Origin of the sequence: Sunxiuqinia dokdonensis, assembly GCF_001270965.1 — a bacterium.
Taxonomy (GTDB): Bacteria; Bacteroidota; Bacteroidia; order Bacteroidales; family Prolixibacteraceae; genus Sunxiuqinia; species Sunxiuqinia dokdonensis.
The window spans coordinates 25898-48552 of sequence record NZ_LGIA01000152.1 but is presented as its reverse complement, the minus strand read 5'-3'; the positions used below and the strand labels follow the sequence as shown (position 1 = coordinate 48552).

Sequence of the window (22655 nt, the reverse complement as noted above, 5' to 3'; positions counted from 1 at the left end):
ATCTTTCAGGTTTTAATGTTTTTTTCTGGCAATGAGCGCGGCTCCCACAATTGCTAACAGAAGCAACATAGAAGCGGCTTCAAAAGCAAGGAGATAATTGGTCAACAATTCGTTTCCTATTTGACGAACCGTGGAATTAACCTCTTTCATTTCGGCCATATACCATTTTGTCGACTTAAACATCCATATTAGTGATGCAGCAATTACAACGGTAATTATGACTGCCGCAAATAACTGTATTTTCCCCAGCGAGCCCGCTCTGACATCAATCCCGGTAATTCTCGATGTAAGCACAACCCCAAAAATTATCAGCACCAAAATACCGCCGATATAAAGCATGAGTTGGGTAATGGCCAAAAAATCAGCGCTAAGCAGAACATACAGGCCTGCTACTCCAAATAGGGTAAAAAGCAGTGCAAAAGCGGAATGCATAATATTTTTCGAGAAGACGACAATGCCACTGAAAACGATGGTTAGGGTAGCCAAAAAATAGAATGTTATTGTTATTAAATCCATATATGTTTATTAATTTTCGTCAATTCCGTAAATCGTTTTTTATTCCCTCTTTTCCCCCGGTGTCTCTTTGTTTCCCGGTTTATTTTCATCCTGTTTTTTCTCTTTTTCTTTTTTAGCGTCAAGCTCTTCGAGCAACCTTCTTTTTTCTTCGGTTTGTTCGGGTGTGAGTGTATGGAATTTATAAACTAAATTTTCCCTGTTATATTCCGAATATTCGAATTCTTTAGTATGTATAATGGCATCTGTCGGACAAACCTCTGTACACAGCCCGCAATAGCAACATTTGGCAAAATCTATCTCAAATGTTGGCACCCACAGCTTTCTCTCTTTTCCATTTCGATGTAATTCCTTATGCGGATCTTCCGGCGAAACTTTAATTGTTTCTATATCGATGCAATTAACCGGACATATTTTCGCGCAATTCTTGCAACCGATACATTTTGTCATTTCCATGAACAGTCTGTTTCTTGCAGTTTCGGGTAAAGGAAAATTCTCATCGGGATATTGGATAGTGACCTTTTTTGTAAACAAATGTTTCAGGGTGATTTTCATCCCTGTAAATGTAGTAGCTATTCCTGACCATATTGTTTTAAAATATTGAACCATCTTCTGTCAATCCTATTTCAACATTACATATAAACTGATTATTAAAAAACACACAAATGATATAGGCAGAAGGATCTTCCACCCGAGGTACATCAATTGATCGACTCTGAACCTTGGCAGTGTCCACCTGATCCATATCTGGACCATCACCACGGAAAAGCCTTTAAAGATAAACCAGAACACACCCCAGCCGGGCCCTTGCATCAAGTTGCCGAATGGTGAATTCCACCCACCAAGAAAAACAGTTGTGAGTATTGCTGCTACAACAAACATATAGGCGTATTCGGCAAAGAAAAACATAGCAAACTTGATCCCGCTGTATTCGGTATGAAATCCGGCGACCAACTCCGATTCGCCTTCGGGAATATCAAACGGTAACCTGTTGGTTTCTGCCAAAGCGGCTATAAAATATATCATACAAAGAATAATGGTAAACGGAACAATCCACCATTTTGCCAATGTGCCCGGCCCGCCAAACAAAAACCAATTCCAAAACCACCCCGTTTGCAACTTGTTGATTTCCTGCAAATTCATGGTTGACGTCAAAACGACAATTGACAGGATGGCGATGGCTGCCGGCACTTCATAACTGATAAGCTGTGCAACGGAACGCATGGCGCCCATCATAGAATATTTGTTGTTGGATGCCCAACCTCCCATAACGATACCCAGCGCGCTGATGGAACCCACGGCAAATATATAAAACAGCCCCAGATCGATACGCGACGGCGCAAAATATTCGCTGAACGGGATTACCGCAAATGCCGAATAAGCACCTGTGAATACGATAAACGGAGCGGCATTATAAAGCAGCTTATCAGCTTTGGCTGGAGTAATATCCTCTTTCTGAATAAGTTTTATCACCTCAGCAACCGGTTGCAGAATACCCCATGGACCGGTTCTCATCGGCCCTAACCGTTCCTGTATCCACGCCGACGTTTTCAGTTCGGCGAGTATCGCCACCAGGGCATATATCAAAACAAAACCCAAAGGCAATATCACCACAAGGGTTATTGTCAACGCGTTTTTGCCTAACAATTCATATAAAAAATTAATGCTCTCCATCTTTTACAGCCTGTTGTTAAATAAATCATCTGTCAACCTCACCGAGCACAATGTCAATGCTTCCCAATATCAAAATAAGGTCGGCAAACATATATCCTTTCGAAATCTCAGGTATGACTGAAAGATTGACGAAACTCGTTCCCCTGGCTTTTATCCGTTCAGGTTTGTCGGTGCCATCGCTTACAATGTATAATCCAAGGTCGCCTTTTGGGTTTTCTGCCCGCATGTACACTTCCCCTGCTGGCGGCTTTACCCTTCTCGGGACCAGTTCCTTAACATCGCCTTCCATGTCCATTTGTTCAAGGGCCTGCTCAATGATCCTGCACGACTGTTCCATTTCCCTTACCCTCACAATATTCCTGTTCCAGCAGTCACCCGGGACACCGACTTCCCCGTCGCCAACCGGTATATCAAAATCGAACCTGTCATAAATAGAATAGGGTTCGTCTTTCCGCAGGTCGTATTTGATGCCTGAACCTCTTAAGACCGGCCCGCTACAGGCATAACTGATGGCAACATCCGGCGGCAAAATGCCTACGTTGGCCGTTCTTTTGATAAAAATGCCGTTAAGTATCAACAGATCCATTAGCTCTTCATTTGTTTTCCTCACTCTTTTCACAATGTTCAGGCAGTCTTCCTTGAAGCCGTCATATATATCGGCTGCCAACCCGCCAACCCTGAAATAGTTATAAAGTAACCTTGCCCCCGAAAGTTTCTCGAACACCCAGATGATGTGTTCCCTGTCCCTGAAATAATAGAGAAACGGGGTGAAGGCTCCTGCATCGAGCCCAAAGGTGGCCACTGCAATTTGGTGGTTGGCAATCCTGTTCAGTTCGGCCAGGATTACACGGATATATTCAACTTTGTCAGAAACCTTGAGCCCCATCAGTTTTTCCATTCCCATCACATATACCCATTCATTATTCATGGCAGAAATGTAATCCATCCTGTCAATGTAAGGAATGACTTGCACATATGTCATTTGTTCACAATACTTTTCAAAACTTCGGTGTAAATAACCAAGGTGAGGAATAACTTCGGTAACGATTTCACCGTCAACCACGACTTCAAGCCTGAGCACTCCGTGTGTTGATGGGTGCTGAGGCCCAACGTTGAGCCTCATTTTATCCGATGTCAACTGATTATATTCAAGATCCAACCTTTTTAATTCACCCATAACCCGATTTTAAGAAGATGTTTTCATTCCATGATACGATTCTGGCGTTTGATAATCTTTTCGCAACGGATGCCCCTCCCAATCGTAAGGGCACAATATCCTGATGAGATTATGGTGCCCTGTAAACTCTATTCCCATAAGATCATACGCTTCCCTTTCATGCCAGTCGGCAGTTCTCCATATCCTTTCAACGGAAGGCGTTTTTGGATCGGTCTTGGGAACCATAACTTTTAATACAAGTTTATGTTTTAGTTTCATGGAATACAGATGATAGACGACGCCTAAATTCTCGTTCAAATCCATGCCGCTAAGGCTCATCAGGTAATCAAAGAGAAAATCGTCATCGTCGCGCAATGTGTGGCATATCTCAAATAATTTTTCCGACTTGACTACTATAAAATGATCGACCGGTTGCTGATCGTTGCATTCGAGAATATTTTCGCCAAATTCCGATTTCAGTTTTTCGAATATTTCGTTTGTCAACATCTTTACTGCAAATTATTTATTATCGTCGCTTTGTTCTTTCTTCAACCTTTTTCTTTTATTGAAAATAGCCTGTTCGTTGATTTTCTTTTGCAATTTGATCATTCCCTCTTGAAATGCCTCTGGCCTGGGTGGACAGCCGGGGATATAAACATCGACAGGTATTATTTTATCGACGCCTTTAAGCACGTGATAGCCGTGTTCCCAATATGGCCCACCGCAATTTGAACACGACCCGACGGATATGACATATTTAGGTTCAGCCATTTGTTCATAAAGAATTTTAATCCTTTCGGCCATTTTGAAAGTAACGGTACCGGTAATCATGATAAAATCGGCTTGTCGCGGACTTGTCCTGGGAATAGTGCCAAACCGCATAAAATCAAAGTGCGAAGCATTCATGGCCATAAATTCAATGGCACAACAGGCCAGGCCGAAATGAAGGTACCAATTCGATTTGCTCCTTCCCCAGTTTAGTATATCTTCAATTTTTCCTAATACTATTCCCCCACCTTCATAGGGATCGTCCAATCTGTTTAATAACCCCATCTTTCTACTGCTTTTGCTTTTTGCCAATTACCAGGTCTTCCAGTTTCGGAATATGCGGCCTTGGTTTTTCCCAATCCAGGTCGCCTTTTGCCCAAACATAGACGAATCCTGTAAAAAGAATCACTACAAATACAATCATCTCTATAAATGCAAACCATCCCAATTGTTTAAATACCATTGCCCATGGGAGCAAAAAAACGATTTCGACTTCAAACAATAAAAAAACCAATGCGATAACATAAAACCGCACGTTAAATTTAATCCAAGGTTCGCCTATCGGTATTTCCCCGCATTCATAAGTTGAATTTTTAACTGGGTTTGGATGACTTGGCCGGATAATTGCCGAGAGTGCCAGCGCAATTCCCACAAATATAAAACCAAGGATAACATACAACAAAATAATTCCGTATTCTGAAATCATATTCTCCTTTATCTTCTTTTATCGATTAAAACAGCTAAAATTAAATTATTAATTGAGAATTTCCCAATTCTGACAGGGCAAACTCCAGGGCAATCTCACACTTTAACGGATAAAAATATTATTAGTTAGGACTGCTGCGAATTTAAAACGGTAACCGGGCATTCCCTGCGTCAATTTAAGAAGTTGATAAAAAATACTGAAAACCAGAAAATCATGTAAGTTTTACCTTGAATTGTGTAATAGATAAACATCAGGGATTCAGTATCTTTAAATTATTGTTGAATTTTAAAATCTTCATATTATGAGACTAATCAAAGCGTATATCAGATACCGGATGGTAGAAGATGTTTACAAAGCCCTTAATCAGGCCGGCTATTGCTGTATGACCCTTGTTGAATGTGAAGGCACCGGCCAGTATTCAGACCATGAAAAAGAACACATCAGTGCCAAATACCCTTTCGCGGATGCATATCGGGTCATCAAACTTGAAATTTTAGCTGCGGATGAACATGTACATCCGGTCATTGACCTGATTCGGAAAAACGGAAGGACAGGCTACCGGGGAGACGGGATGATTATGGTATCGCCGGTAGAGGAAGTTTATAAAGTTAGAACCGACGAGAAAGGTATCCTGTCAGTCTAAAGTTCTGGTGAATGTTTGCGATTATGTGAGAGCAAAACCGAACTTGTTTGAGCCTTGCCTGTGTGAGCAAAATCGATGAAATGAATTTCAATTCATAGGCAAAAGTACATGTATGAAAAGGAGTGGGAACCGGTATTTACCAATTTTAACTGAAGAAATGAATAAAGAAAAGATAAAAGAAATATATCATAAAAGGGCTCCTGCATATAATTACAGCGTTAAACTCTTTAATCTCATCGGATGGAGGGTGAATTTTTACAGGATGAAAGCCGTTGAGGCCCTTAATCTAAGAAAGGGAGATACTGCTGTTGATTTATGTTGTGGTACCGGCCTAAATTTTCCACATCTTCAAAATGCTGTTGGTTCTAAAGGTAAAATAATTGGTGTGGATTTGTCTGCTGATATGCTGAAAATTGCCGAAAAGCAAGTCGAAGAAAAAAAGTGGAAAAATGTTACTTTGATTCAAAGCGATGCGGCACAATATCAATTCCCAAAAGATATTAACGGGATTATTTCTTCTTATGCTGTAACGTTGATTCCTGAATATGATTCAATAATAAGCAAAGGTGCCTATTCTCTTGACAAAGGCGGAAAATTTGTCATTCTCGATTTTAAAAAGCCTGATGGATGGTCGGATTGGTTTGCAAAATTTATGGTTTTACTATTTATCAAACCTTTCGGCGGAACATATATTATGAAAGAGCGCCATGCATGGGAATCCCTGGAAAAATATCTTAAACTAATTACGTTCAAAGAATATTATTTTGGCTCAACATATATTGCAACAGGAGAAAAAAGTCTAAAATAAATTGAGTTATGAATGCCTATTTGCAGAGAAAAGATGCATTGGTAAAAGACGATGAAGAAGCTGTGAATAAATCCGTCGGAGTGATGGCTGAAAAAGTATCGGCAGTGGTTCCGTCACAACTAGACGGCAAAGGGCTGGAAGCGTGGCAAAACCACAAAACGTTGTATGAAACCAAGCTGAAAGAGATGCAGCATATTGCAGGCCTTGAAAAAAAACGTCCATACTTCAGCCATATTTCAGAAATTATGTATTGTACTATCAAAAGCTTCGGGTTGAAGCAGGGTAATCTTTTTGTCGCTTTCTTCCCTATGGCTTTTAACAACGAAGGAGCTTATTGGATAAGTCAAAACAAGGAAATCAAAAACCCATATTTTGGAGAGAAAATGCTTTCGTGTGGCGAAATAAAAGAGGAATTATGATATGAAAAGCTCGATTAAAAATATGGTTTGCAACCAATGTATTATGGTGGTCAATCAGATATTTCTGGAAGCAGGTATTCAAGTCAAAAATGTTCAATTGGGGAATGTTGAAACAAACGACGAAGTTAACGACACAACTCTAAAAAAAAATTGACAATAAGTTGAAAGATGTCGGCTTCGAGATTATCAACAATTCACAAAGAATACTAATCGAGCAAATTAAAACGGCGGCAATTGATTTTATTTTTCAGAAAAAGTGGGAAGAAAAGCACAACTTTTCTGATTATCTATCGGAAAAAATGAATCTTGATTACCCATATTTAAGTTCGTTTTTTTCTTCGGTTGAGGGTACAACAATTGAAAAGTATCTTATAAACCTTAAGGTTGAGAGGGTAAAAGAGTTAATCGTATACGACCAAAAGAACCTGAGCGAAATTGCCTGGGAGCTGGGGTACAGCAGTGTAGCGCATCTGTCAGGGCAGTTTAAAAAAGTTACAGGTTTTAGCCTCTCGTATTTTAAAAATCTTAAAGAACAAAAGCGGAGTTCGCTTAACGACGTATGAATTCATTAAATTTTGTAAATTATTCAAAAAATAATGTAACATATTAGCAATGAATATCCTGTAAATTTGCACTATAAACTTAAAGAAAGGAATCATGAAAAAGTTAAAAGATTTGTTTTCAAAAGGAAAAAGTAGCCAGAATACATCACAAACGGTGTACAAAACGAAGCAGGATATACATCAACCTGTGCATAAGGATAAGACAATGTCTGGCACTGTTTACCAATGCCCCATGAAATGCGAAGGTGACAGAACCTATAATACCCCAGGAAACTGCCCGGTTTGCAATATGAAACTAGTTGCTGTTGACAGCGGTAAAGATTCACACGGTCATTCACACGGATGCTGCTAAGAAATTTATTAATCATTTAAAATTTAATATCATGAAAACAATAACAATTTTTATTACGATGCTTACAGTTTTGGTTTTCAACGTAAACGGCCAAAATACCGATGTGAAAAGCTTACTTGATAACCAGAAAACTCGTACGGAGATTTTTAACGCCATTGCTGAAGACCACCAGCTAATGATGGATTTCATGCAAGTGGCAAAGGAAAATGAACATGGTGCGATGATGATGCGTAATACAGAAAACCACCAAATGAAAAAAATCGAATCGAAGGAAAGTGGTATGATGCATAAAAATGATGAGCATCAAATGATGGAGATGATGAAAGACAATCCTGAAATGATGCAAAAAATGATGGGAAATATGATGGAAATGTGCAAAAAAGACACTGTCATGCGTAATCAGATGATCAACATGATGACAGAACATCCCGAAATGATGAAGATGTGCATGCAGAAAATGAAAGAAAAAGGCACGATGGATCCCGACGGGAAAATGATGAACACGAAAGAAAAATCAAATCACGACAATCATGACCATTAAAAATTATCAATCATGGCATATTATATCAATAAAACAATTACGGCAAATTTTGACCGGGCGGTAGAGCTAGTAACAGAAGCATTAAAAACAGAAGGTTTTGGGGTACTTTCCGAAATTGATATTCAACAAAAGTTAAAAGAAAAACTGGATGTTGATTTCAGGAAATATAGAATCCTTGGGGCCTGTAACCCGCCCAATGCTTATAAGGCACTTCAGTACGAAGATAAGATTGGGACCATGCTTCCGTGCAATGTAATTGTGCAGGAAATTGGAGAAAACCTGGTGGAGATTGCAGCCGTTAACCCAGTAGCCTCTATGATGGCTGTTGATAATAAACAGCTTGCAGGTATTGCAGGAGAGATTAAGACAAAACTTGAAAAGGTTATCGCCTCACTTTAATTTTAAAGATAAAGGGGGACAAAATGCATGGATTTTGAGGATGAATTTTGGCATAAGCAGGTGGTGAACAATTAGGCTTATTCTTGTCGCTGCCATATTTTTGGGGCGTTGCCCACTCTCCCAATCAAAACGGTAACAACACGACAGATAAATCAACACATGATATCCTCAACGAACGATACGAGATTGACAAAGAGTAATTCGAAATGAAAAAAAGGGATCTCGGGTTAAAATAAAACTGAGCGAAATGGAAAAAACAAAACATAGTAATTTCTACTGTCCCATGAAATGCGAGGGCGACAAAGTGTATGATGAGCCCGGCGATTGCCCCGTTTGCAATATGCACCTGGTTCCTGTAAGTGGCGATGACAGCAATAATGGTCACCACAAACATGACCATGGAGAACACAAGCATGACCACAGTCATAGCGACCATTCTGGTGGAAGCGGAAAGTATTATTGCCCCATGCGCTGTGAAGGCGATAAAACCTACGACGAGCCGGGTGACTGTCCGGTTTGTGGTATGCACCTGAAAAAAGAGGAGGCAAAGCAGATTCCGGGCAGCAAACAAACCATTTACACCTGCCCCATGCACCCGGAAGTGAAACAAGACCACCCGGGCAGTTGTCCAAAATGTGGGATGGATTTGGTTCCCGAAAAAGGTGAAGAAACCAGCGAGGAAGAAAAAGCCTACAAGAAAATGGCAAAGAAATTCTGGGTGGCGACAGTACTTAGTATTCCGGTATTTGTTATTGCCATGTCGGAATATTTCCCATTTCTGAAGTTGGATGAGATAGCACCCAGGAAAGTATTGGGTTGGATTGAATTTATACTTGCCACACCGGTTGTTTTTTATTCCAGTTGGGAGTTTTTCAAGCGAGGATGGAGTTCCATTGTTCGGTGGATGCCCAATATGTGGACACTGATTTCCATTGGTGTCGGAGCTGCATATCTTTTCAGTGTATTTGCCTTAATTATTCCTGGTGCCTTTCCTGAGCAGTTCAAAGATGCGAACGGAAACGTCCATCTTTATTTTGAAGCAGCTGCTGTAATACTAACATTAGTACTGTTGGGGCAGGTACTCGAATTGCGTGCACACAGCAAAACAAATTCGGCAATAAAAGCCTTGCTCGGATTGGTTCCTCCGGTAGCGAGGGTCATCCGAGATGGAGAAGAAATCGAAGTTCCTCTGGAGGATGTGAATGTTAGTGATATTTTAAAAGTGAAGCCCGGCGAAAAAATTCCTGTTGACGGCAGTATACATAAGGGCGAGGCGGTGATTGACGAAAGTATGATTACCGGCGAACCCATTCCGGTTGAAAAATCGGAGGGCGATAAAGTAACAGGTGGAACCATCAACGGGAAAACAGCCTTTGAAATGAAAGCCGAAAAAGTGGGCAGTGATACCTTACTTGCACAAATCATCGAAATGGTGAACACGGCCAGCCGTTCACGCGCACCAATTCAAAAATTGGCAGACACCGTTGCAAAATACTTTGTGCAGATCGTTATCTCAATTGCTCTGGTCACTTTTGCCGTTTGGGCAATATGGGGACCGGAACCTGCATACGTTTATGCGTTTGTAAATGCAGTGGCGGTATTGATTATTGCCTGTCCGTGTGCATTGGGTCTTGCTACTCCTATGTCGATTATGGTTGGATCCGGACGGATGGCACAATCGGGCGTCCTGGTAAAAGATGCCCGTGCTATAGAGGAAATGAACAAAGTGGATATCCTGATAATAGATAAAACCGGTACTATAACCGAAGGGAAACCCAGCCTTAAGAATTATCAATCCTTTGGTTCAATGCCCGATGATGAGATTCTAAAACTGGCGGCCTCAATCGATGCCAATAGTGAACACCCGCTTGCCGACGCCATAGTTGCCGGCGCCAAAGAAAAAAGCATGAAGCTGATAAAAATGGACAAATTTGAATCGGTTACAGGCAAGGGAGTTAAGGCAATTTATCAAGGGAAAAAGATTGCATTGGGAAACCAAAAACTGGTCGATGAATTTGATGCGAGCTTGGATGAAAAGAACAGAAAAATTGTCAAAGAATGGCAGTTGAAAGCCCAGACTGTGATGTACTTGCTCATTGAAAACAAGGTTGAAGGCATTGTAACGGTTTCAGATAAAATCAAGGAAAGCTCGGCAAAAGCCATAGTGGATTTGCAAAAAATGGGCATAAAAGTACACATGCTTACGGGCGACAATGAATTTACCGCACGCGCTGTTGCTGAAGAGCTTCACCTGGATGGGTTCATGGCCGATTGCCTCCCCGACGATAAATACAAAAAAGTAAAGGAATTGCAGGAACAGGGCCATATCGTTGCCATGGCAGGCGACGGCATCAACGATGCCCCGGCGCTTGAACAGGCCAATGTGGGAATTGCCATGGGAACCGGAACCGACATCGCCATGCAAAGCGCCGAGGTCACATTAGTAAAAGGCGATCTGAACGGGATTGTCCGGGCCAGGGAATTAAGTCATCAGGTGATGAGGAACATTAAGCAGAACCTGTTCTTTGCCTTCATTTATAACGCGTTAGGCGTACCCGTGGCGGCCGGCATATTATTCCCGTTCTTTGACATATTGCTCAGCCCGATTATCGCAGCCGCGGCAATGAGCTTTAGTTCCGTGTCGGTTATTGGCAATGCTTTGCGGTTGAGGAAAAAATAAAAAATTATTAAACATTCATATAATGATACCACTACATCCAAGAATCGTTCATTTCCCGGTGGCGCTTTTAATCAGCGCCGCTATACTGGGAATCCTTGCCCTGATTTGGAAGGGTAAGAGAAATACCCTCAAAGAAGCGCTGTTCTGGAACCTGATACTGGGAGTTGCAGGCGCCATTCTTGCCTTGATATCAGGTCTTGTTGAAGAAAAGACCCTGGTACACAACGACACCATTCATTCCATCATGGAAACCCATGAATTGCTTGGATTTATTTTTTCAGGAATTTTCCTCGCTGTATTGATTTGGCTGTTTATTCGTAAATCGAAAATGAAAACAACAGAATTTTCAGCCTTGGTGACCATTCTTGTGCTTTCATCGGGCTTACTGGGTTATTCAGCGCACCTGGGAGGCAAAATGGTGTATGAACAAGGCGCTGGCGTGGTTCCAATGGAAGAGATTATTTCCCATGGTGAATACCAACATGAGCATGGAAGTGGAGAAACGGATCACCATGACGAAGGTACAGGCGAGGATACTTTAGAAGCGGTACCAGAGCATCATGACCATAGCACGCATGAACATGGTGAACCGGATCAGAGTCAGGAACATGATCCTGGTTCGCACGAACATTAATATCAGGTTAAATGTAATTTCAATTCAAATGACAACTGTCTTAAATATCAAAAACATGGTCTGCCCCCGCTGCATATTAGCAGTGGAAAGAATCCTTAAAGAAATGGGCATTGAAGATATTGATGTGGGATTGGGTGAGGTTAAACTTGCCAACCCTTTGGATGATGATATTCAAAGAAAACTGGAAATCAAACTTAAGGAACTAGGATTTGAATTACTGAGCAATAGAAATTCGCAGTTGGTTGAAAAGATAAAAAATGCCATTATCTCCATGGTACATCACCAACATGAGCCGGAAAGAATTGGGCGTTTGAGCGAACAGATTCCCAATCAATTGGGGCTTAGTTATTCTTTTCTGAGTAAATTATTTTCTACACAAGAAGGGATGACGATTGAAAAATACCTGATTCTTCAAAAAATTGAAAAAGCGAAGGAACTTCTAATATACGGGGAACTAAATGTCAGCGAAATTGCTTTTCAGCTTAATTACAGTTCCAGTCAGCATTTTTCCCGGCAATTCAAAGCTGTAACAGGCTTATCTCCATCGCTATTCATGAAACTCAAAAATTCCGGGAGAAAACCTTTAGACGGGATTTGAAAGCTGCTTTGCAAAATTATGCACATTTTTATTAGAATTGTATACTTTCAACGTGCAGGGAAAAGCTACATTTGCATTCATTAATTTCGTATAGATGTTCAAAAAGATCAGTCATATTGCTCTTATGTCTCTCATCTTGGTAACTACCATGGGAATGACTGTATCTAAACATTACTGCGGGGATTCCCTGAAGTCCGTTGGAGTACTTTCTGCACCGGATCGCTGCTGTGAAGTCCCATCAGGCTGCTGTCATAATGAATCTTTTACGATTAAGGTTGAGGATGATTTTTCTGTTGCAACAAACGCTTTCGATTTTACCCAATTTGCAGTCATACTACCTGCGTTGATTGAATTGTACCAGATTGAATCGACGGAGAAAAAATCATTCACGTCTTTCATGGTTATACCACCGCCCAAAATACAAAGAATCCTTTCCAGTTTGCAGACATACCTTTTATGATTTGTGACTCAATTTAGAGTATTTTTCTCAGAACTTATTTCTTACAGAGATAAGTTCAGAATATAATTTTTATATATTGAGGTCAAAAAAATCATAAATGTCATTCTATGCTTAATAAAATTATTCGTTTTTTCCTTGAGAATAAACTGGTTACTTTTTTGGTATTAACCATTTTTATTAGTTGGGGAATTGTTAATTCCCCGTTTGGGTGGGATACAGGGATCCTGCCATCTGACCCGGTGCCGGTTGATGCCATTCCTGATATTGGCGAAAACCAGCAAATTGTCTATACCGAGTGGCCGGGCCGTTCGCCACAGGATATCGAAGACCAGATATCTTATCCACTAACAACATCCTTATTAGGAATTCCGGGAGTAAAAACCATCCGGAGCAATTCCATTTTTGGCTTATCCAGTATCTACATTATTTTTGACGAAGATGTAGAGTTCTACTGGAGCCGGACAAGGATTCTGGAAAAACTCAATTCGCTGCCGGCTGGCACGCTGCCCGAAGATGTTGCACCGGCGCTGGGCCCTGATGCCACCGCCCTGGGGCAAGTTTACTGGTACACTTTGGAGGGAAGAGATAAGGATGGTAACCCGGCCGGTGGCTGGGATCCGCACGAACTGCGCACCATTCAGGATTTTTATGTCCGTTACTCTTTGACCTCAGCAACAGGTGTCGCAGAAGTGGCTTCAATTGGCGGCTTTGTAAAAGAATATCAAATTGATATTGATCCCAATGCGATGAAGGCTCACGGGGTCAATGTAGCCCAAATCATGTCAGCCGTAAAGAACAGCAACCTCGACATTGGGGCGCGGACGCTTGAATTTAACCGGGCTGAGTATTTGGTCAGGGCTCTGGGATACATTAAAAACCTGGAAGACCTGGAAGAAAGTGTTGTTGCCGTCCGGAATAACGTGCCGATACGCCTGTCAGATGTTGCCAAAATCAACTTTGGACCTGCTACCCGTCGGGGTGGTTTGGACAAAGGAGGCGCAGAAGCTGTCGGTGGCGTTGTTGTTGCGAGATATGGAGCCAATCCGCTGGAAGCGATTGACAATGTAAAAGCCAAAATCGCGGAAGTATCCCCGGGGTTACCCTCAAAAACACTGAAAGATGGAACCGTATCCAAGGTAACCATCGTCCCTTTTTACGACCGGACCGGATTGATTAAGGAGACCCTCGGGACACTCGAAGAGGCAATCACCCTGGAATTGCTGATCAGTATCCTGGTTGTTATCGTTTTGGTTCTGAATCTGCGGGCTTCCTTTCTTATCTCAAGTTTGCTACCTATCGGCGTTTTGATCACCTTCATTACCATGCGGCAGTTTGGTGTCGATGCCAATATTGTAGCTTTGTCAGGCATTGCCATTGCCATTGGCGTGATGGTCGATGTCGGAGTGGTGTTCACCGAGAATATCATCCGACATCTGGATATGCCGGAGAACATCGGCGCCAGGGGAAAACATTTGCTGAATACCGTGTACGAAGCGACCGTTGAGGTAGCGGGAGCGGTAATTACTGCCCTGGCAACTACCATCGTGAGTTTTCTACCGGTTTTTGCGATGGAAGCTGCTGAAGGAAAGTTGTTTAAGCCGCTGGCCTTTACCAAAACCTTTACCATGCTTTCAGCATTGGTTATTGGTTTGATTATCATCCCCACCTTGGCAAATTTGATCTTTTCAATCCGTTTCGACAAAAACAGGTATAAAAAATATTGGAACATTTTGCTCATTGCAGCCGGACTGATTATTTCAGTAGCCACTGGTTACTATATTGCCCTGGCTTTGTCGGCTTACGGCGCGAATGGTTTGTTTGAGGATAAATGGAAAGATTCGAAAATTAACTGGCCCAATGTGATCAATATCTGCATAACCGTAGTTGTGGTCGTGTTCTTTTTAACCAAAGCATGGATGCCACTTGGCGCACAGAATTCGTTGTTTGCCAATTTCTTGTTTGTCATTGCTATGGTTGGCGTAATACTTGGGGCAATGTCGCTGTTTGTTTTGTTCTATCCCAAAATTTTACGTTGGTGCCTCGAATACAAATGGGCGTTTTTATCAGCTCCAATTTTGATCGTTGTTTTTGGGATCACGACCTGGCAAGGTTTTGATAAAATGTTTGGCTTTATGCCAGACTTCATCAAAAAAACCGACACATATCAGAGTTTGAATTCGCACATACCGGGCATCGGAAAGGAATTTATGCCCTCCCTGGATGAAGGATCTTTCCTGCTGATGCCAACAACCATGCCGCATTCAGGCATTCAGGAAAACTTGGAAGTGATTGCTCTGTTGGATAAAAAAGTCAATGAGATACCCGAAGTGGAAAGTGTGGTCGGGAAATGGGGACGTGTTATCTCCGCGCTCGACCCTGCGCCTACTTCCATGTATGAAAACGTGATCAACTATAAGTCAGAATACATTTTAAATGAAGATGGGCATCGGATGCGTTTTAAAGTCGATAAAAATGATGCTTTTGTATTACAGGATGGATCGACTTACAATCCTGAAACAGATGGATTCCGTTTGATTGAAAAAGAGGACTTGGTCAAAGATAAAAATGGAGAATATTTCCGCCAATGGCGGGAGCATATAAAATCGCCCAATGATATCTGGGATGAAATTATTCAAAAAGCCACTATTCCCGGCTTAACTTCTGCTCCAAAATTACAGCCCATTCAAACTCGCTTGGTAATGTTGCAAACCGGAATGCGTGCTCCGATGGGGATCAAGGTTTTTGGCCCCGACCTGGAGAGCATTGAAAAGGTGGGATTCGAGCTTGAACGGTTACTGAAAGAAGTTGAAGGCGTTCAGGGAATGTCGGTATTTGCTGACCGGGTAGTGGGCAAACCTTACCTGGAGATGGAAATAAATCGCAAAGCAATATCGCGGTACGGGTTAAGCATTCAAAACCTGCAAATGACACTGAGCAGCGCTATTGGCGGTATGAAGCTATCTTCTACTGTGGAAGGACGTGAACGTTTCCCTGTTCGTTTAAGATATGCGCGTGAATATCGTGATAATCCTGAAGATTTGAAAAAAATCCTGATTCCAACACCATCCGGATCTCAAATCCCACTTGGGGAATTGGTTACCATCCATTACATACGGGGCCCGCAGTTAATCAAGAGTGAGAATACATTTCTGGTAGGTTACGTCATTTTTGATAAAAAAGAAGGCTATGCCGAAGTGGATGTGGTAGAAAATGCCCAGGCCTACCTGGCTGATAAAATGGATAAGGGTGATTTTGAATTGCCGGCCGGTGTCAGCTATGTGTTTACAGGGAACTACGAAAACCAGATCCGGGCCACCAAACGGTTGATGGTTGTGGTGCCCATATCCTTGATGACCATTTTCCTGATCCTTTATTTTCAGTTCCGTTCAGTAACTGCTACTTCACTTATCTTTACCGGGATTATTGTGGCATTGTCAGGCGGTTTTATCATGCTGTGGTTGTATGGCCAGCCCTGGTTTTTAAACGGGACCATGGGTGGCATGAACCTCCGGGATTTATTTCAGGTGCACACCATCAATCTCAGCGTGGCGGTCTGGGTTGGGTTTATTGCCCTGTTTGGGGTGGCCACCGACGATGGGGTGTTGATCAGCACCTACATCAAACAATTGCAAGAAAAGAATAACCCTAAAACGGTTAAAGAGGTGCGCGCGCTTATCCTTGAAGCTGGCTCGAAAAGGGTGCGCCCGGCCATTATGACTACGGCCACCACCATCATTGCCCTGCTCCCGGTGCTTACCTCTACCGGAAAAGGCTCCGATATCATGATACCGATGGCCATCCCGCTGTTTGGGGGAATGCTCATTGAGGTGATGACCATTTTGGTATTGCCGGTGTTTTACAGCATGTGGCAGGAAGGAAAGGTTAAACGGGAGTTAAAAAAGTTAAAAGCGTAAAACCATGAAGAAATATAAAATTATAATAGGGATGCTCATCTTGCTGATTTCCTCAGTGGCATCGGCACAAAATAGACTAAACAAGTATCTGGAAATTGCGGCAGAGAATAACCCGGAGCTCAAGGCTCGGTTTGATGAATACATGGCTGCCCTTGAAGTTGCGCCGCAAGTTAAAGCGCTGCCAGACCCGCAGGTTGCTTTTGGCTACTTTATCCAACCAGTTGAAACGCGCGTGGGACCGCAACAATTTAAATTATCGGCCTCACAAATGTTTCCTTGGTTTGGAACCCTCAAAGCCAAGGAAAATGTGGCCATACAAACTGCCAAAGCGAAATATGAGTTGTTTGAAGAATCCAAATCCAAGCTGTTCAATACGGTCAGAAATAACTATTTCAACCTGTACTTTAATTATAAGGCCATTGATATCACCATGGAAAATCTGGATATTCTCCATATTTTCAGAAAGCTGGCCATTATCAAAGTCGAAGCCGGTCTGGTTTCGTCACTTGATGAATACCGAATTTCGATAGAAATCAATGATTTGGAAAACCAGTTGGCCTTATTGAAAGACCAGCAGCATGTGTTGACAACAACATTCAATAACCTTTTAAATGTTGATGAAAAATCGCTGGTGGACGTTCCTAATCTCCTGTGGTCGGACGATTTCCCGTTGAATAAGGAGGCTGCGCTCGATTCAATTATTCAAAAGAACCACCAGTTGCTGGGAATTGACCTGCAGCAGGAAGCGCTTCAATATAAAAAGGAAGTGGCTTCGCTGATGGGAAAACCAAGTTTTAAAATCGGGCTGGATTATACAGTCGTTGGAAAAGGGGAAAATAACATGGCGGGAACAGACGCCTTTATGTTTCCTTCTGTTGGGGTGACTATTCCGTTGTATCGCAACAAGTACAAAGCTATGGTGCAGGAAGTGGCCTACCTGGAATCTGCCAAAGCCAATGAAAAGGTGGATAAAACCAACATGCTGGAAACACTTTTCGAAAATAACTGGAAGGACTACCGGGACGCTGTCCGGAGGTTAAGCCTGTATGAGAAACAGCTTGAACTGGCACGGAAATCATTAACGTTGTTAGAGACCGATTATTCCACAGGAAATAAGAACTTTGAGGAAATTCTGCGGATGGAACGTAAAGTTCTTAAATATAATCTCGAGTTGGAAAAGGCCAGGGCAGATAAACAGGCTTCAGTTTCATTTATCAATTATTTAATGGGAAAATAAAATATCAATAATCATGAAAAATTTGATCAATAACATAAAAGGAAACTACAAGCTGGTAGTTGGCACCTTAATTTTGGGAATTCTCTTTGGTTGGTTGTTTTTCCATTCAGGAGGAGAATCAACCGCGTCACAGACAGGAGTTGAAGGACATGAAGGGCACAATCACGAATCGGAAGATCCAACGACCTGGACGTGTTCCATGCATCCGCAAATTAAACAGGACAAACCGGGAGATTGCCCCATTTGCGGGATGGACTTGATCCCGTTGTCATCCATGCAGTCTGGCGGGGATGATGTTAACCCGAATGAGATTGCCATGAGCGAATCAGCCTCTAAACTAGCCGAAATACAGACATTGATCGTATCAAAAGGAGCCCCTCAAAAATCCGTCTTTTTGCAGGGAAAAGTTCATGCAGATGAGCGGAATATTGCGGAACTCACCGCCAGGTTTGGCGGACGGATTGAAAAGTTGTTTGTCAACTTTACAGGGCAACAGGTACAAAAAGGAGAAAAACTGGCAACCATTTATTCTCCGGGCCTGGTCACCGCGCAACGCGAACTGCTCGAAGCTATTTCGTATAAAGATAGCCGTCCTGCACTTTATGCCGCATCGAAAGGAAAACTCAAACTTTGGGACCTGACTGATGACCAAATTGCAGCAATTGAAGAGAGAGGGGAACCGCAGCTTTATTTCGATGTATTATCGCCGATTACCGGGACGGTGATGATGCGCCATGTAGCCCTGGGAGATTATGTAAAAGAAGGAACCCCGCTATTCAAAGTAACTGATCTCTCACATGTTTGGGTGATGTTTGACGCTTATGAAAGCGATCTTCCCTGGATTAAATTGGGTGACCGGGTTGAAATTACCATCCCGGCATTGCCAATGAAAACTTTTGAAGCGAGGGTCAGCTACATCGATCCTTTCATTGATGCGGCTACCCGGGTGGCCAGGGTACGGGTTGAACTTTCAAATAAGAAGGAGCAATTAAAACCGGAGATGTTTGCAAATGGTATTGTAAAATCCAATATCGCTGAAAAAAGCAGTGAGATTTTGATTCCGAAGTCGTCCATTCTTTGGACTGGGAAGCGGGCGGTCGTTTACGTGAAAGTCGTCGATCGGGAGACTCCCACTTTCCTCTATCGCGAGATCGATTTAGGGCCGGAAGCGGGCGCTTTTTATGTTGTCGCCGATGGTCTTCAGGCTGGAGAAGAAATAGCAGTGAATGGGGTGTTCAAGATTGATGCAGCCGCCCAGTTACAAGGGCTCCCAAGCATGATGAATCCGGAAGGCGGTGTTGTTTCAACCGGTCACAACCATGGAGGAATGGACATGGAAGGCAGCAAAGCCACCGGTGACCATGCCGGACATCAGGACATGGACATGACCAAAGAACTGAACAACATCAGTCCCGATTTCAAAGCGCAGTTAACCAAGGTTTACAAAGCTTACGTGCCCCTAAAAGATGCTTTCGTGGCTACCGATGCCAAAAAGGCGGGCAGTACAGCCGAAGAAGTTGGCAAGGCCCTCAAGTCCGTGGACATGGGCCTTCTAAAAGGCGATGCCCACATGGTCTGGATGGAACAACTAAAAACATTGGAGGGCACAATTAAGTCAATTAGTAAACTTTCTGCTATTGAAAAACAGCGCACGGAATTTGCCAAGTTCAACCTGGCTTTTTATAAGAGCATCAAATCATTTGGATTGCAAGATGTAACTGCTTACTATCAATATTGCCCGATGGCCAACCGTGACAAAGGGGCTTATTGGTTGAGTGACTCAGAAGAAATACGCAACCCCTATTTCGGGGAAGCGATGTTGGGATGCGGCGAGAACAGGGAAACACTGAAATAAAAGAGAAAACCGGAAAGGGGATTAGCCCCTTTCCGGTTTTACTAAAATATCTGAAAGTGAATGTATTTTTTCAACATCTATTTAACTGATTTTCAGAACCTGTTTTTGTAAAATTATGCACATCTTTCTCAAAATTGTGTACATTTTTAAGAAAAAATAGAATTACATTTATTGGTACGAACTTCATAGAAATGCTAAAAAAGATCAGTCATATTATGCTTATTTCGCTCATCCTGCTGGCCACGATGGGAATGACTGTATCTAAACATTACTGTGGCAGCTCCCTTGAGTCCATGGGTGTACTTTCAACTCCCGAAGATTGCTGCAAAATGCCGAACGAGTGTTGTCATCATGAATCTTTTACCATCAAAATTCAAGATGATTTTTCTGTTACTACACATGCGTTTGATTTTACCCAATTTGCCGTGGTATTGCCTGCACTGGTTGAATTAGTTCCTGTGGGAGCTACAGAAAAACCATCATCTGTATCTTTTCTGGATGCACCGCCACCGCCTAAAATACAAACTGTCCTTTCCCGTATACAGGCTTATCTTTTATGAACCCTGGCTAAAAAGTTCAGGATGAAATGTGTCATCACCCAGAAGCATTCGGGGGTGTGAAATAATCTGTTAATTATCCTCGGATTGCCTCGCCCGACTCGCTGTTTGGCACACACCGAACTATTTTCCGACTGAACTTTCCTACGTTTTTCAAAATTCATTTTTCAGAGAACAAGCTCATTGCCGTTCTCTTGTAATTAATCATTTTAAACAAAATGACAATGATACGAATAGTTCAAACATTTCGATATATCGCCATTGTTGCGCTTGTCATATTTTCCGTTCAGGTATATGCCCAGGGCTCCTTTGTGCTTTCTCCCGATCAACAATTTAAAGTCGAGGGGACGTCTACTCTGCACGATTGGGAAATGATATCAACAAAAGCACACGGTGTTGCAACGATTACACTTCAAAATGGCAAAATCGCGAGTATTAATTATTTAATCGTCGATTTGCCAGTTACGTCACTAAAAAGCGGAAAGGGAGCAATGGACAAAAATGCTTATGATGCTTTGCAGGCAAATAAAAATCCGAAGATACAGCTTGAACTGACCGAAGCAGAGGTCATCTCTGAACAGTTGGTCAAAGCGAAAATCAAGCTATCTATTGCCGGTACTACCCGTGTGGCCGACTGGGATGTCAACTATAACCTGTCGGAAGGCGGTGTCTCGTTCTCGGGTTCTCATAAGATCAAATTCTCCGATTTTAAGGTAGCACCTCCCAAAGCCATGTTTGGCACCATAAAAACCGGGGATGATCTCGAACTCTCATTTGAAACAATTTTTAAATCAACGAATGAAACAGCTTTAAAAACAACAAACTAAAATTCAAAAAAATGAAAAAGATCAATAATAAATTCAGCACTGTATTTATCTCCCTATTGTTAATGGTGTCTGGCGCAGTCTATGCGCAGCAACCCAAGTTGCAATTTTTCAGGCCGAACGATAAGGAAGGACTGAACGTATTTGAAACTCCAAAAGCCGACAATGTTGTTTTTGATGGATTTAAAGTACGCCTTGGTGGCGATTTTTCCATGCAATTTCAAGGCTTGACCCAGAGTAATACCGCGGGCAACCTTGTTGAATTAGGATCCGATTTCAACCTGCCTTCAGCAAACCTGAATTTGGACGTGCAATTAATGGATGGAGTGAGAATGCACCTGAAAACCTACTTGTCTTCAAGAGCGCATAATGAATCCTGGGTAAAAGGTGGGCACATGCAGGTTGATAAATTGGATTTTGTCCGGCCCGGCTTTTTGGAAGGCTTGATGAAATACACCAGCATCACCATCGGCCTGGACGAGTTTAATTATGGAGATGCCCACTTCAGGCGATCTGATAATGCCAGGGGAATATTTAATCCTTTCGTTGGAAATTACCTCATGGATGCATTCTCAACGGAAGCATTTGGAGAAGTTACCTTGCAGAACAACGGCCTGCTTGCCGTGATTGGATTAACAAATGGGAAGCTAAATCAAAATGTAACAGTCAACGACAACACCGACAACAAACCGTCTTTCTACGGCAAGCTGGGATATGATAAGCAACTCAACGACGACCTGAGAGTGCGTCTTACCGGATCATGGTATATCAACAATGGAACTTCCAATGGCGGCTACCTTTATGGCGGCGATCGCGGAGGAGCAAGGTATTTCAATGTACTGTACACTGTTCCGGATCAAGAGGGCAACACCCAGGGTGGTCCGCGAGACGGCCAATACAACGCACGCTTTACCAAAATTACAGCGTTGCAGTTTAACCCTTTTATAAAATTTAAAGGCCTTGAATTTTTCGGCATTGTAGAGCGGGCCAACGGAAATAATGAGTTTACTCAACCACAAACCGATGAAGAAGGCGCATTCACGCAGCTGGCCGGAGAATTAATATACCGATTGGGGTCAGATGAAAAATTTTACATTGGGGGAAGGTACAATACCGTCAAAGGCAAACAGCGGGAAAGTTCAACTGAGGAGCTGGATGTCAGTCGGTTAAATGTAGGTGGAGGATGGTTTCTTTCCAATAACGTTTTAACAAAACTGGAATACGTTGACCAAAGCTATAATGGCGACGCATGGACCGGCAGGTTTGCCGGAGCTGAATTCAGTGGCGTTGTATTGGAAGCGGTCATCAGCTTTTAACAACACATTGCGTTGCGATGGGATTCAAGAAACAGAAA

24 protein-coding genes are annotated in these 22655 nt (G+C 42.4%); 17 read left to right on the top strand and 7 right to left on the bottom strand.

Going from position 1 to position 22655, the window contains the following annotated elements; genetic code table 11:
- Positions 1-12 precede the first annotated feature (12 nt).
- The 7 genes from NC99_RS10965 to NC99_RS10935 are packed head-to-tail and all read right to left on the bottom strand — an operon-like array spanning position 13 to position 4817.
- Positions 13-516, bottom strand: a complete 504-nt coding sequence (locus NC99_RS10965; RefSeq protein ID WP_053183582.1) for an NADH-quinone oxidoreductase subunit J family protein — start codon at positions 514-516, stop codon at positions 13-15.
- A 39-nt stretch (positions 517-555) separates the two neighbouring features.
- Positions 556-1122: a NuoI/complex I 23 kDa subunit family protein gene (locus NC99_RS10960; RefSeq protein ID WP_053183581.1), complete on the bottom strand. Its 567-nt coding sequence runs from the start codon at positions 1120-1122 to the stop codon at positions 556-558.
- Between the two features lie 12 nt (positions 1123-1134).
- Positions 1135-2187 (bottom strand): NADH-quinone oxidoreductase subunit NuoH, encoded by a 1053-nt coding sequence (nuoH, locus tag NC99_RS10955; RefSeq protein WP_053183579.1) that lies wholly within the window; start codon positions 2185-2187, stop codon positions 1135-1137.
- 25 nt (positions 2188-2212) lie between these two features.
- A complete protein-coding gene (locus NC99_RS10950) occupies positions 2213-3364 on the bottom strand; it encodes an NADH-quinone oxidoreductase subunit D (RefSeq protein ID WP_053183577.1) in 1152 nt (383 codons plus the stop codon).
- A gap of 9 nt (positions 3365-3373) precedes the next feature.
- Complete coding sequence (locus tag NC99_RS10945; RefSeq protein ID WP_053183575.1) at positions 3374-3850, bottom strand: NADH-quinone oxidoreductase subunit C; 477 nt, start codon at positions 3848-3850, stop codon at positions 3374-3376.
- A gap of 12 nt (positions 3851-3862) precedes the next feature.
- On the bottom strand, positions 3863-4423 hold the full coding sequence (locus tag NC99_RS10940) for a NuoB/complex I 20 kDa subunit family protein (protein ID WP_239684440.1): 561 nt from the start codon (positions 4421-4423) through the stop codon (positions 3863-3865).
- Positions 4401-4817 (bottom strand): NADH-quinone oxidoreductase subunit A, encoded by a 417-nt coding sequence (locus tag NC99_RS10935; protein WP_053183572.1) that lies wholly within the window; start codon positions 4815-4817, stop codon positions 4401-4403. The genes NC99_RS10940 and NC99_RS10935 overlap by 23 nt, the downstream gene beginning before the upstream one ends.
- Before the next feature lie 301 nt (positions 4818-5118).
- Between NC99_RS10935 and NC99_RS10930 the strand changes: the two genes are divergently transcribed.
- The 17 genes from NC99_RS10930 to NC99_RS10855 all read left to right on the top strand — a co-directional run bounded on the left by NC99_RS10930 (position 5119) and on the right by NC99_RS10855 (position 22617).
- A complete protein-coding gene (locus NC99_RS10930) occupies positions 5119-5460 on the top strand; it encodes a P-II family nitrogen regulator (protein WP_053183570.1) in 342 nt (113 codons plus the stop codon).
- 112 nt (positions 5461-5572) lie between these two features.
- Positions 5573-6268: a class I SAM-dependent methyltransferase gene (locus NC99_RS10925; RefSeq protein WP_053183568.1), complete on the top strand. Its 696-nt coding sequence runs from the start codon at positions 5573-5575 to the stop codon at positions 6266-6268.
- Between the two features lie 8 nt (positions 6269-6276).
- Complete coding sequence (locus NC99_RS10920) at positions 6277-6687, top strand: DUF3347 domain-containing protein (RefSeq protein ID WP_053183567.1); 411 nt, start codon at positions 6277-6279, stop codon at positions 6685-6687.
- 299 nt (positions 6688-6986) lie between these two features.
- Positions 6987-7250 (top strand): helix-turn-helix domain-containing protein, encoded by a 264-nt coding sequence (locus NC99_RS22465; protein WP_239684439.1) that lies wholly within the window; start codon positions 6987-6989, stop codon positions 7248-7250.
- Between the two features lie 94 nt (positions 7251-7344).
- Positions 7345-7602: a heavy metal-binding domain-containing protein gene (locus NC99_RS21895; protein WP_157624787.1), complete on the top strand. Its 258-nt coding sequence runs from the start codon at positions 7345-7347 to the stop codon at positions 7600-7602.
- Between the two features lie 31 nt (positions 7603-7633).
- Positions 7634-8143, top strand: a complete 510-nt coding sequence (locus NC99_RS10910) for a hypothetical protein (protein ID WP_157624785.1) — start codon at positions 7634-7636, stop codon at positions 8141-8143.
- 12 nt (positions 8144-8155) lie between these two features.
- Positions 8156-8542 (top strand): DUF302 domain-containing protein, encoded by a 387-nt coding sequence (locus NC99_RS10905; protein WP_053183563.1) that lies wholly within the window; start codon positions 8156-8158, stop codon positions 8540-8542.
- A gap of 247 nt (positions 8543-8789) precedes the next feature.
- Positions 8790-11222, top strand: coding sequence for a copper-transporting P-type ATPase (locus tag NC99_RS10900; RefSeq protein WP_053183561.1), 2433 nt, complete (start codon positions 8790-8792; stop codon positions 11220-11222).
- 22 nt (positions 11223-11244) lie between these two features.
- Entirely contained in the window at positions 11245-11856 is a 612-nt protein-coding gene (locus NC99_RS10895; protein WP_082326437.1) for a DUF2231 domain-containing protein, read from the top strand.
- Between the two features lie 28 nt (positions 11857-11884).
- Positions 11885-12454, top strand: a complete 570-nt coding sequence (locus NC99_RS10890; protein WP_053183557.1) for an AraC family transcriptional regulator — start codon at positions 11885-11887, stop codon at positions 12452-12454.
- A 94-nt stretch (positions 12455-12548) separates the two neighbouring features.
- Positions 12549-12914 carry an HYC_CC_PP family protein gene (locus tag NC99_RS22765; RefSeq protein WP_053183555.1) on the top strand — a complete coding sequence of 122 codons (366 nt, stop codon included), beginning with the start codon at positions 12549-12551 and terminating at the stop codon, positions 12912-12914.
- Between the two features lie 107 nt (positions 12915-13021).
- Positions 13022-16828, top strand: coding sequence for an efflux RND transporter permease subunit (locus tag NC99_RS10880; protein ID WP_053183553.1), 3807 nt, complete (start codon positions 13022-13024; stop codon positions 16826-16828).
- A 4-nt stretch (positions 16829-16832) separates the two neighbouring features.
- Entirely contained in the window at positions 16833-18065 is a 1233-nt protein-coding gene (locus NC99_RS10875) for a TolC family protein (RefSeq protein WP_082326436.1), read from the top strand.
- A gap of 13 nt (positions 18066-18078) precedes the next feature.
- Positions 18079-19920 (top strand): efflux RND transporter periplasmic adaptor subunit, encoded by a 1842-nt coding sequence (locus tag NC99_RS10870; RefSeq protein WP_053183549.1) that lies wholly within the window; start codon positions 18079-18081, stop codon positions 19918-19920.
- Positions 19921-20111: 191 nt separating this feature from the next.
- Positions 20112-20480 carry an HYC_CC_PP family protein gene (locus NC99_RS10865; RefSeq protein ID WP_053183547.1) on the top strand — a complete coding sequence of 123 codons (369 nt, stop codon included), beginning with the start codon at positions 20112-20114 and terminating at the stop codon, positions 20478-20480.
- 215 nt (positions 20481-20695) lie between these two features.
- Positions 20696-21304 (top strand): YceI family protein, encoded by a 609-nt coding sequence (locus NC99_RS10860; RefSeq protein ID WP_053183544.1) that lies wholly within the window; start codon positions 20696-20698, stop codon positions 21302-21304.
- A gap of 11 nt (positions 21305-21315) precedes the next feature.
- A complete protein-coding gene (locus tag NC99_RS10855; RefSeq protein ID WP_053183542.1) occupies positions 21316-22617 on the top strand; it encodes a hypothetical protein in 1302 nt (433 codons plus the stop codon).
- Positions 22618-22655: the final 38 nt, after the last annotated feature.

Coding starts and splice junctions, on each gene's coding strand:
- NC99_RS10965 (WP_053183582.1), bottom strand. CDS start 516: ATGGATTTAATAACAATAACATTCTATTTTTTGGCTACCCTAACCATC.
- NC99_RS10960 (WP_053183581.1), bottom strand. CDS start 1,122: ATGGTTCAATATTTTAAAACAATATGGTCAGGAATAGCTACTACATTT.
- nuoH (WP_053183579.1), bottom strand. CDS start 2,187: ATGGAGAGCATTAATTTTTTATATGAATTGTTAGGCAAAAACGCGTTG.
- NC99_RS10950 (WP_053183577.1), bottom strand. CDS start 3,364: ATGGGTGAATTAAAAAGGTTGGATCTTGAATATAATCAGTTGACATCG.
- NC99_RS10945 (WP_053183575.1), bottom strand. CDS start 3,850: ATGTTGACAAACGAAATATTCGAAAAACTGAAATCGGAATTTGGCGAA.
- NC99_RS10935 (WP_053183572.1), bottom strand. CDS start 4,817: ATGATTTCAGAATACGGAATTATTTTGTTGTATGTTATCCTTGGTTTT.
- NC99_RS10930 (WP_053183570.1), top strand. CDS start 5,119: ATGAGACTAATCAAAGCGTATATCAGATACCGGATGGTAGAAGATGTT.
- NC99_RS10925 (WP_053183568.1), top strand. CDS start 5,573: ATGAAAAGGAGTGGGAACCGGTATTTACCAATTTTAACTGAAGAAATG.
- NC99_RS10920 (WP_053183567.1), top strand. CDS start 6,277: ATGAATGCCTATTTGCAGAGAAAAGATGCATTGGTAAAAGACGATGAA.
- NC99_RS22465 (WP_239684439.1), top strand. CDS start 6,987: ATGAATCTTGATTACCCATATTTAAGTTCGTTTTTTTCTTCGGTTGAG.
- NC99_RS21895 (WP_157624787.1), top strand. CDS start 7,345: ATGAAAAAGTTAAAAGATTTGTTTTCAAAAGGAAAAAGTAGCCAGAAT.
- NC99_RS10910 (WP_157624785.1), top strand. CDS start 7,634: ATGAAAACAATAACAATTTTTATTACGATGCTTACAGTTTTGGTTTTC.
- NC99_RS10905 (WP_053183563.1), top strand. CDS start 8,156: ATGGCATATTATATCAATAAAACAATTACGGCAAATTTTGACCGGGCG.
- NC99_RS10900 (WP_053183561.1), top strand. CDS start 8,790: ATGGAAAAAACAAAACATAGTAATTTCTACTGTCCCATGAAATGCGAG.
- NC99_RS10895 (WP_082326437.1), top strand. CDS start 11,245: ATGATACCACTACATCCAAGAATCGTTCATTTCCCGGTGGCGCTTTTA.
- NC99_RS10890 (WP_053183557.1), top strand. CDS start 11,885: ATGACAACTGTCTTAAATATCAAAAACATGGTCTGCCCCCGCTGCATA.
- NC99_RS22765 (WP_053183555.1), top strand. CDS start 12,549: ATGTTCAAAAAGATCAGTCATATTGCTCTTATGTCTCTCATCTTGGTA.
- NC99_RS10880 (WP_053183553.1), top strand. CDS start 13,022: ATGCTTAATAAAATTATTCGTTTTTTCCTTGAGAATAAACTGGTTACT.
- NC99_RS10875 (WP_082326436.1), top strand. CDS start 16,833: ATGAAGAAATATAAAATTATAATAGGGATGCTCATCTTGCTGATTTCC.
- NC99_RS10870 (WP_053183549.1), top strand. CDS start 18,079: ATGAAAAATTTGATCAATAACATAAAAGGAAACTACAAGCTGGTAGTT.
- NC99_RS10865 (WP_053183547.1), top strand. CDS start 20,112: ATGCTAAAAAAGATCAGTCATATTATGCTTATTTCGCTCATCCTGCTG.
- NC99_RS10860 (WP_053183544.1), top strand. CDS start 20,696: ATGACAATGATACGAATAGTTCAAACATTTCGATATATCGCCATTGTT.
- NC99_RS10855 (WP_053183542.1), top strand. CDS start 21,316: ATGAAAAAGATCAATAATAAATTCAGCACTGTATTTATCTCCCTATTG.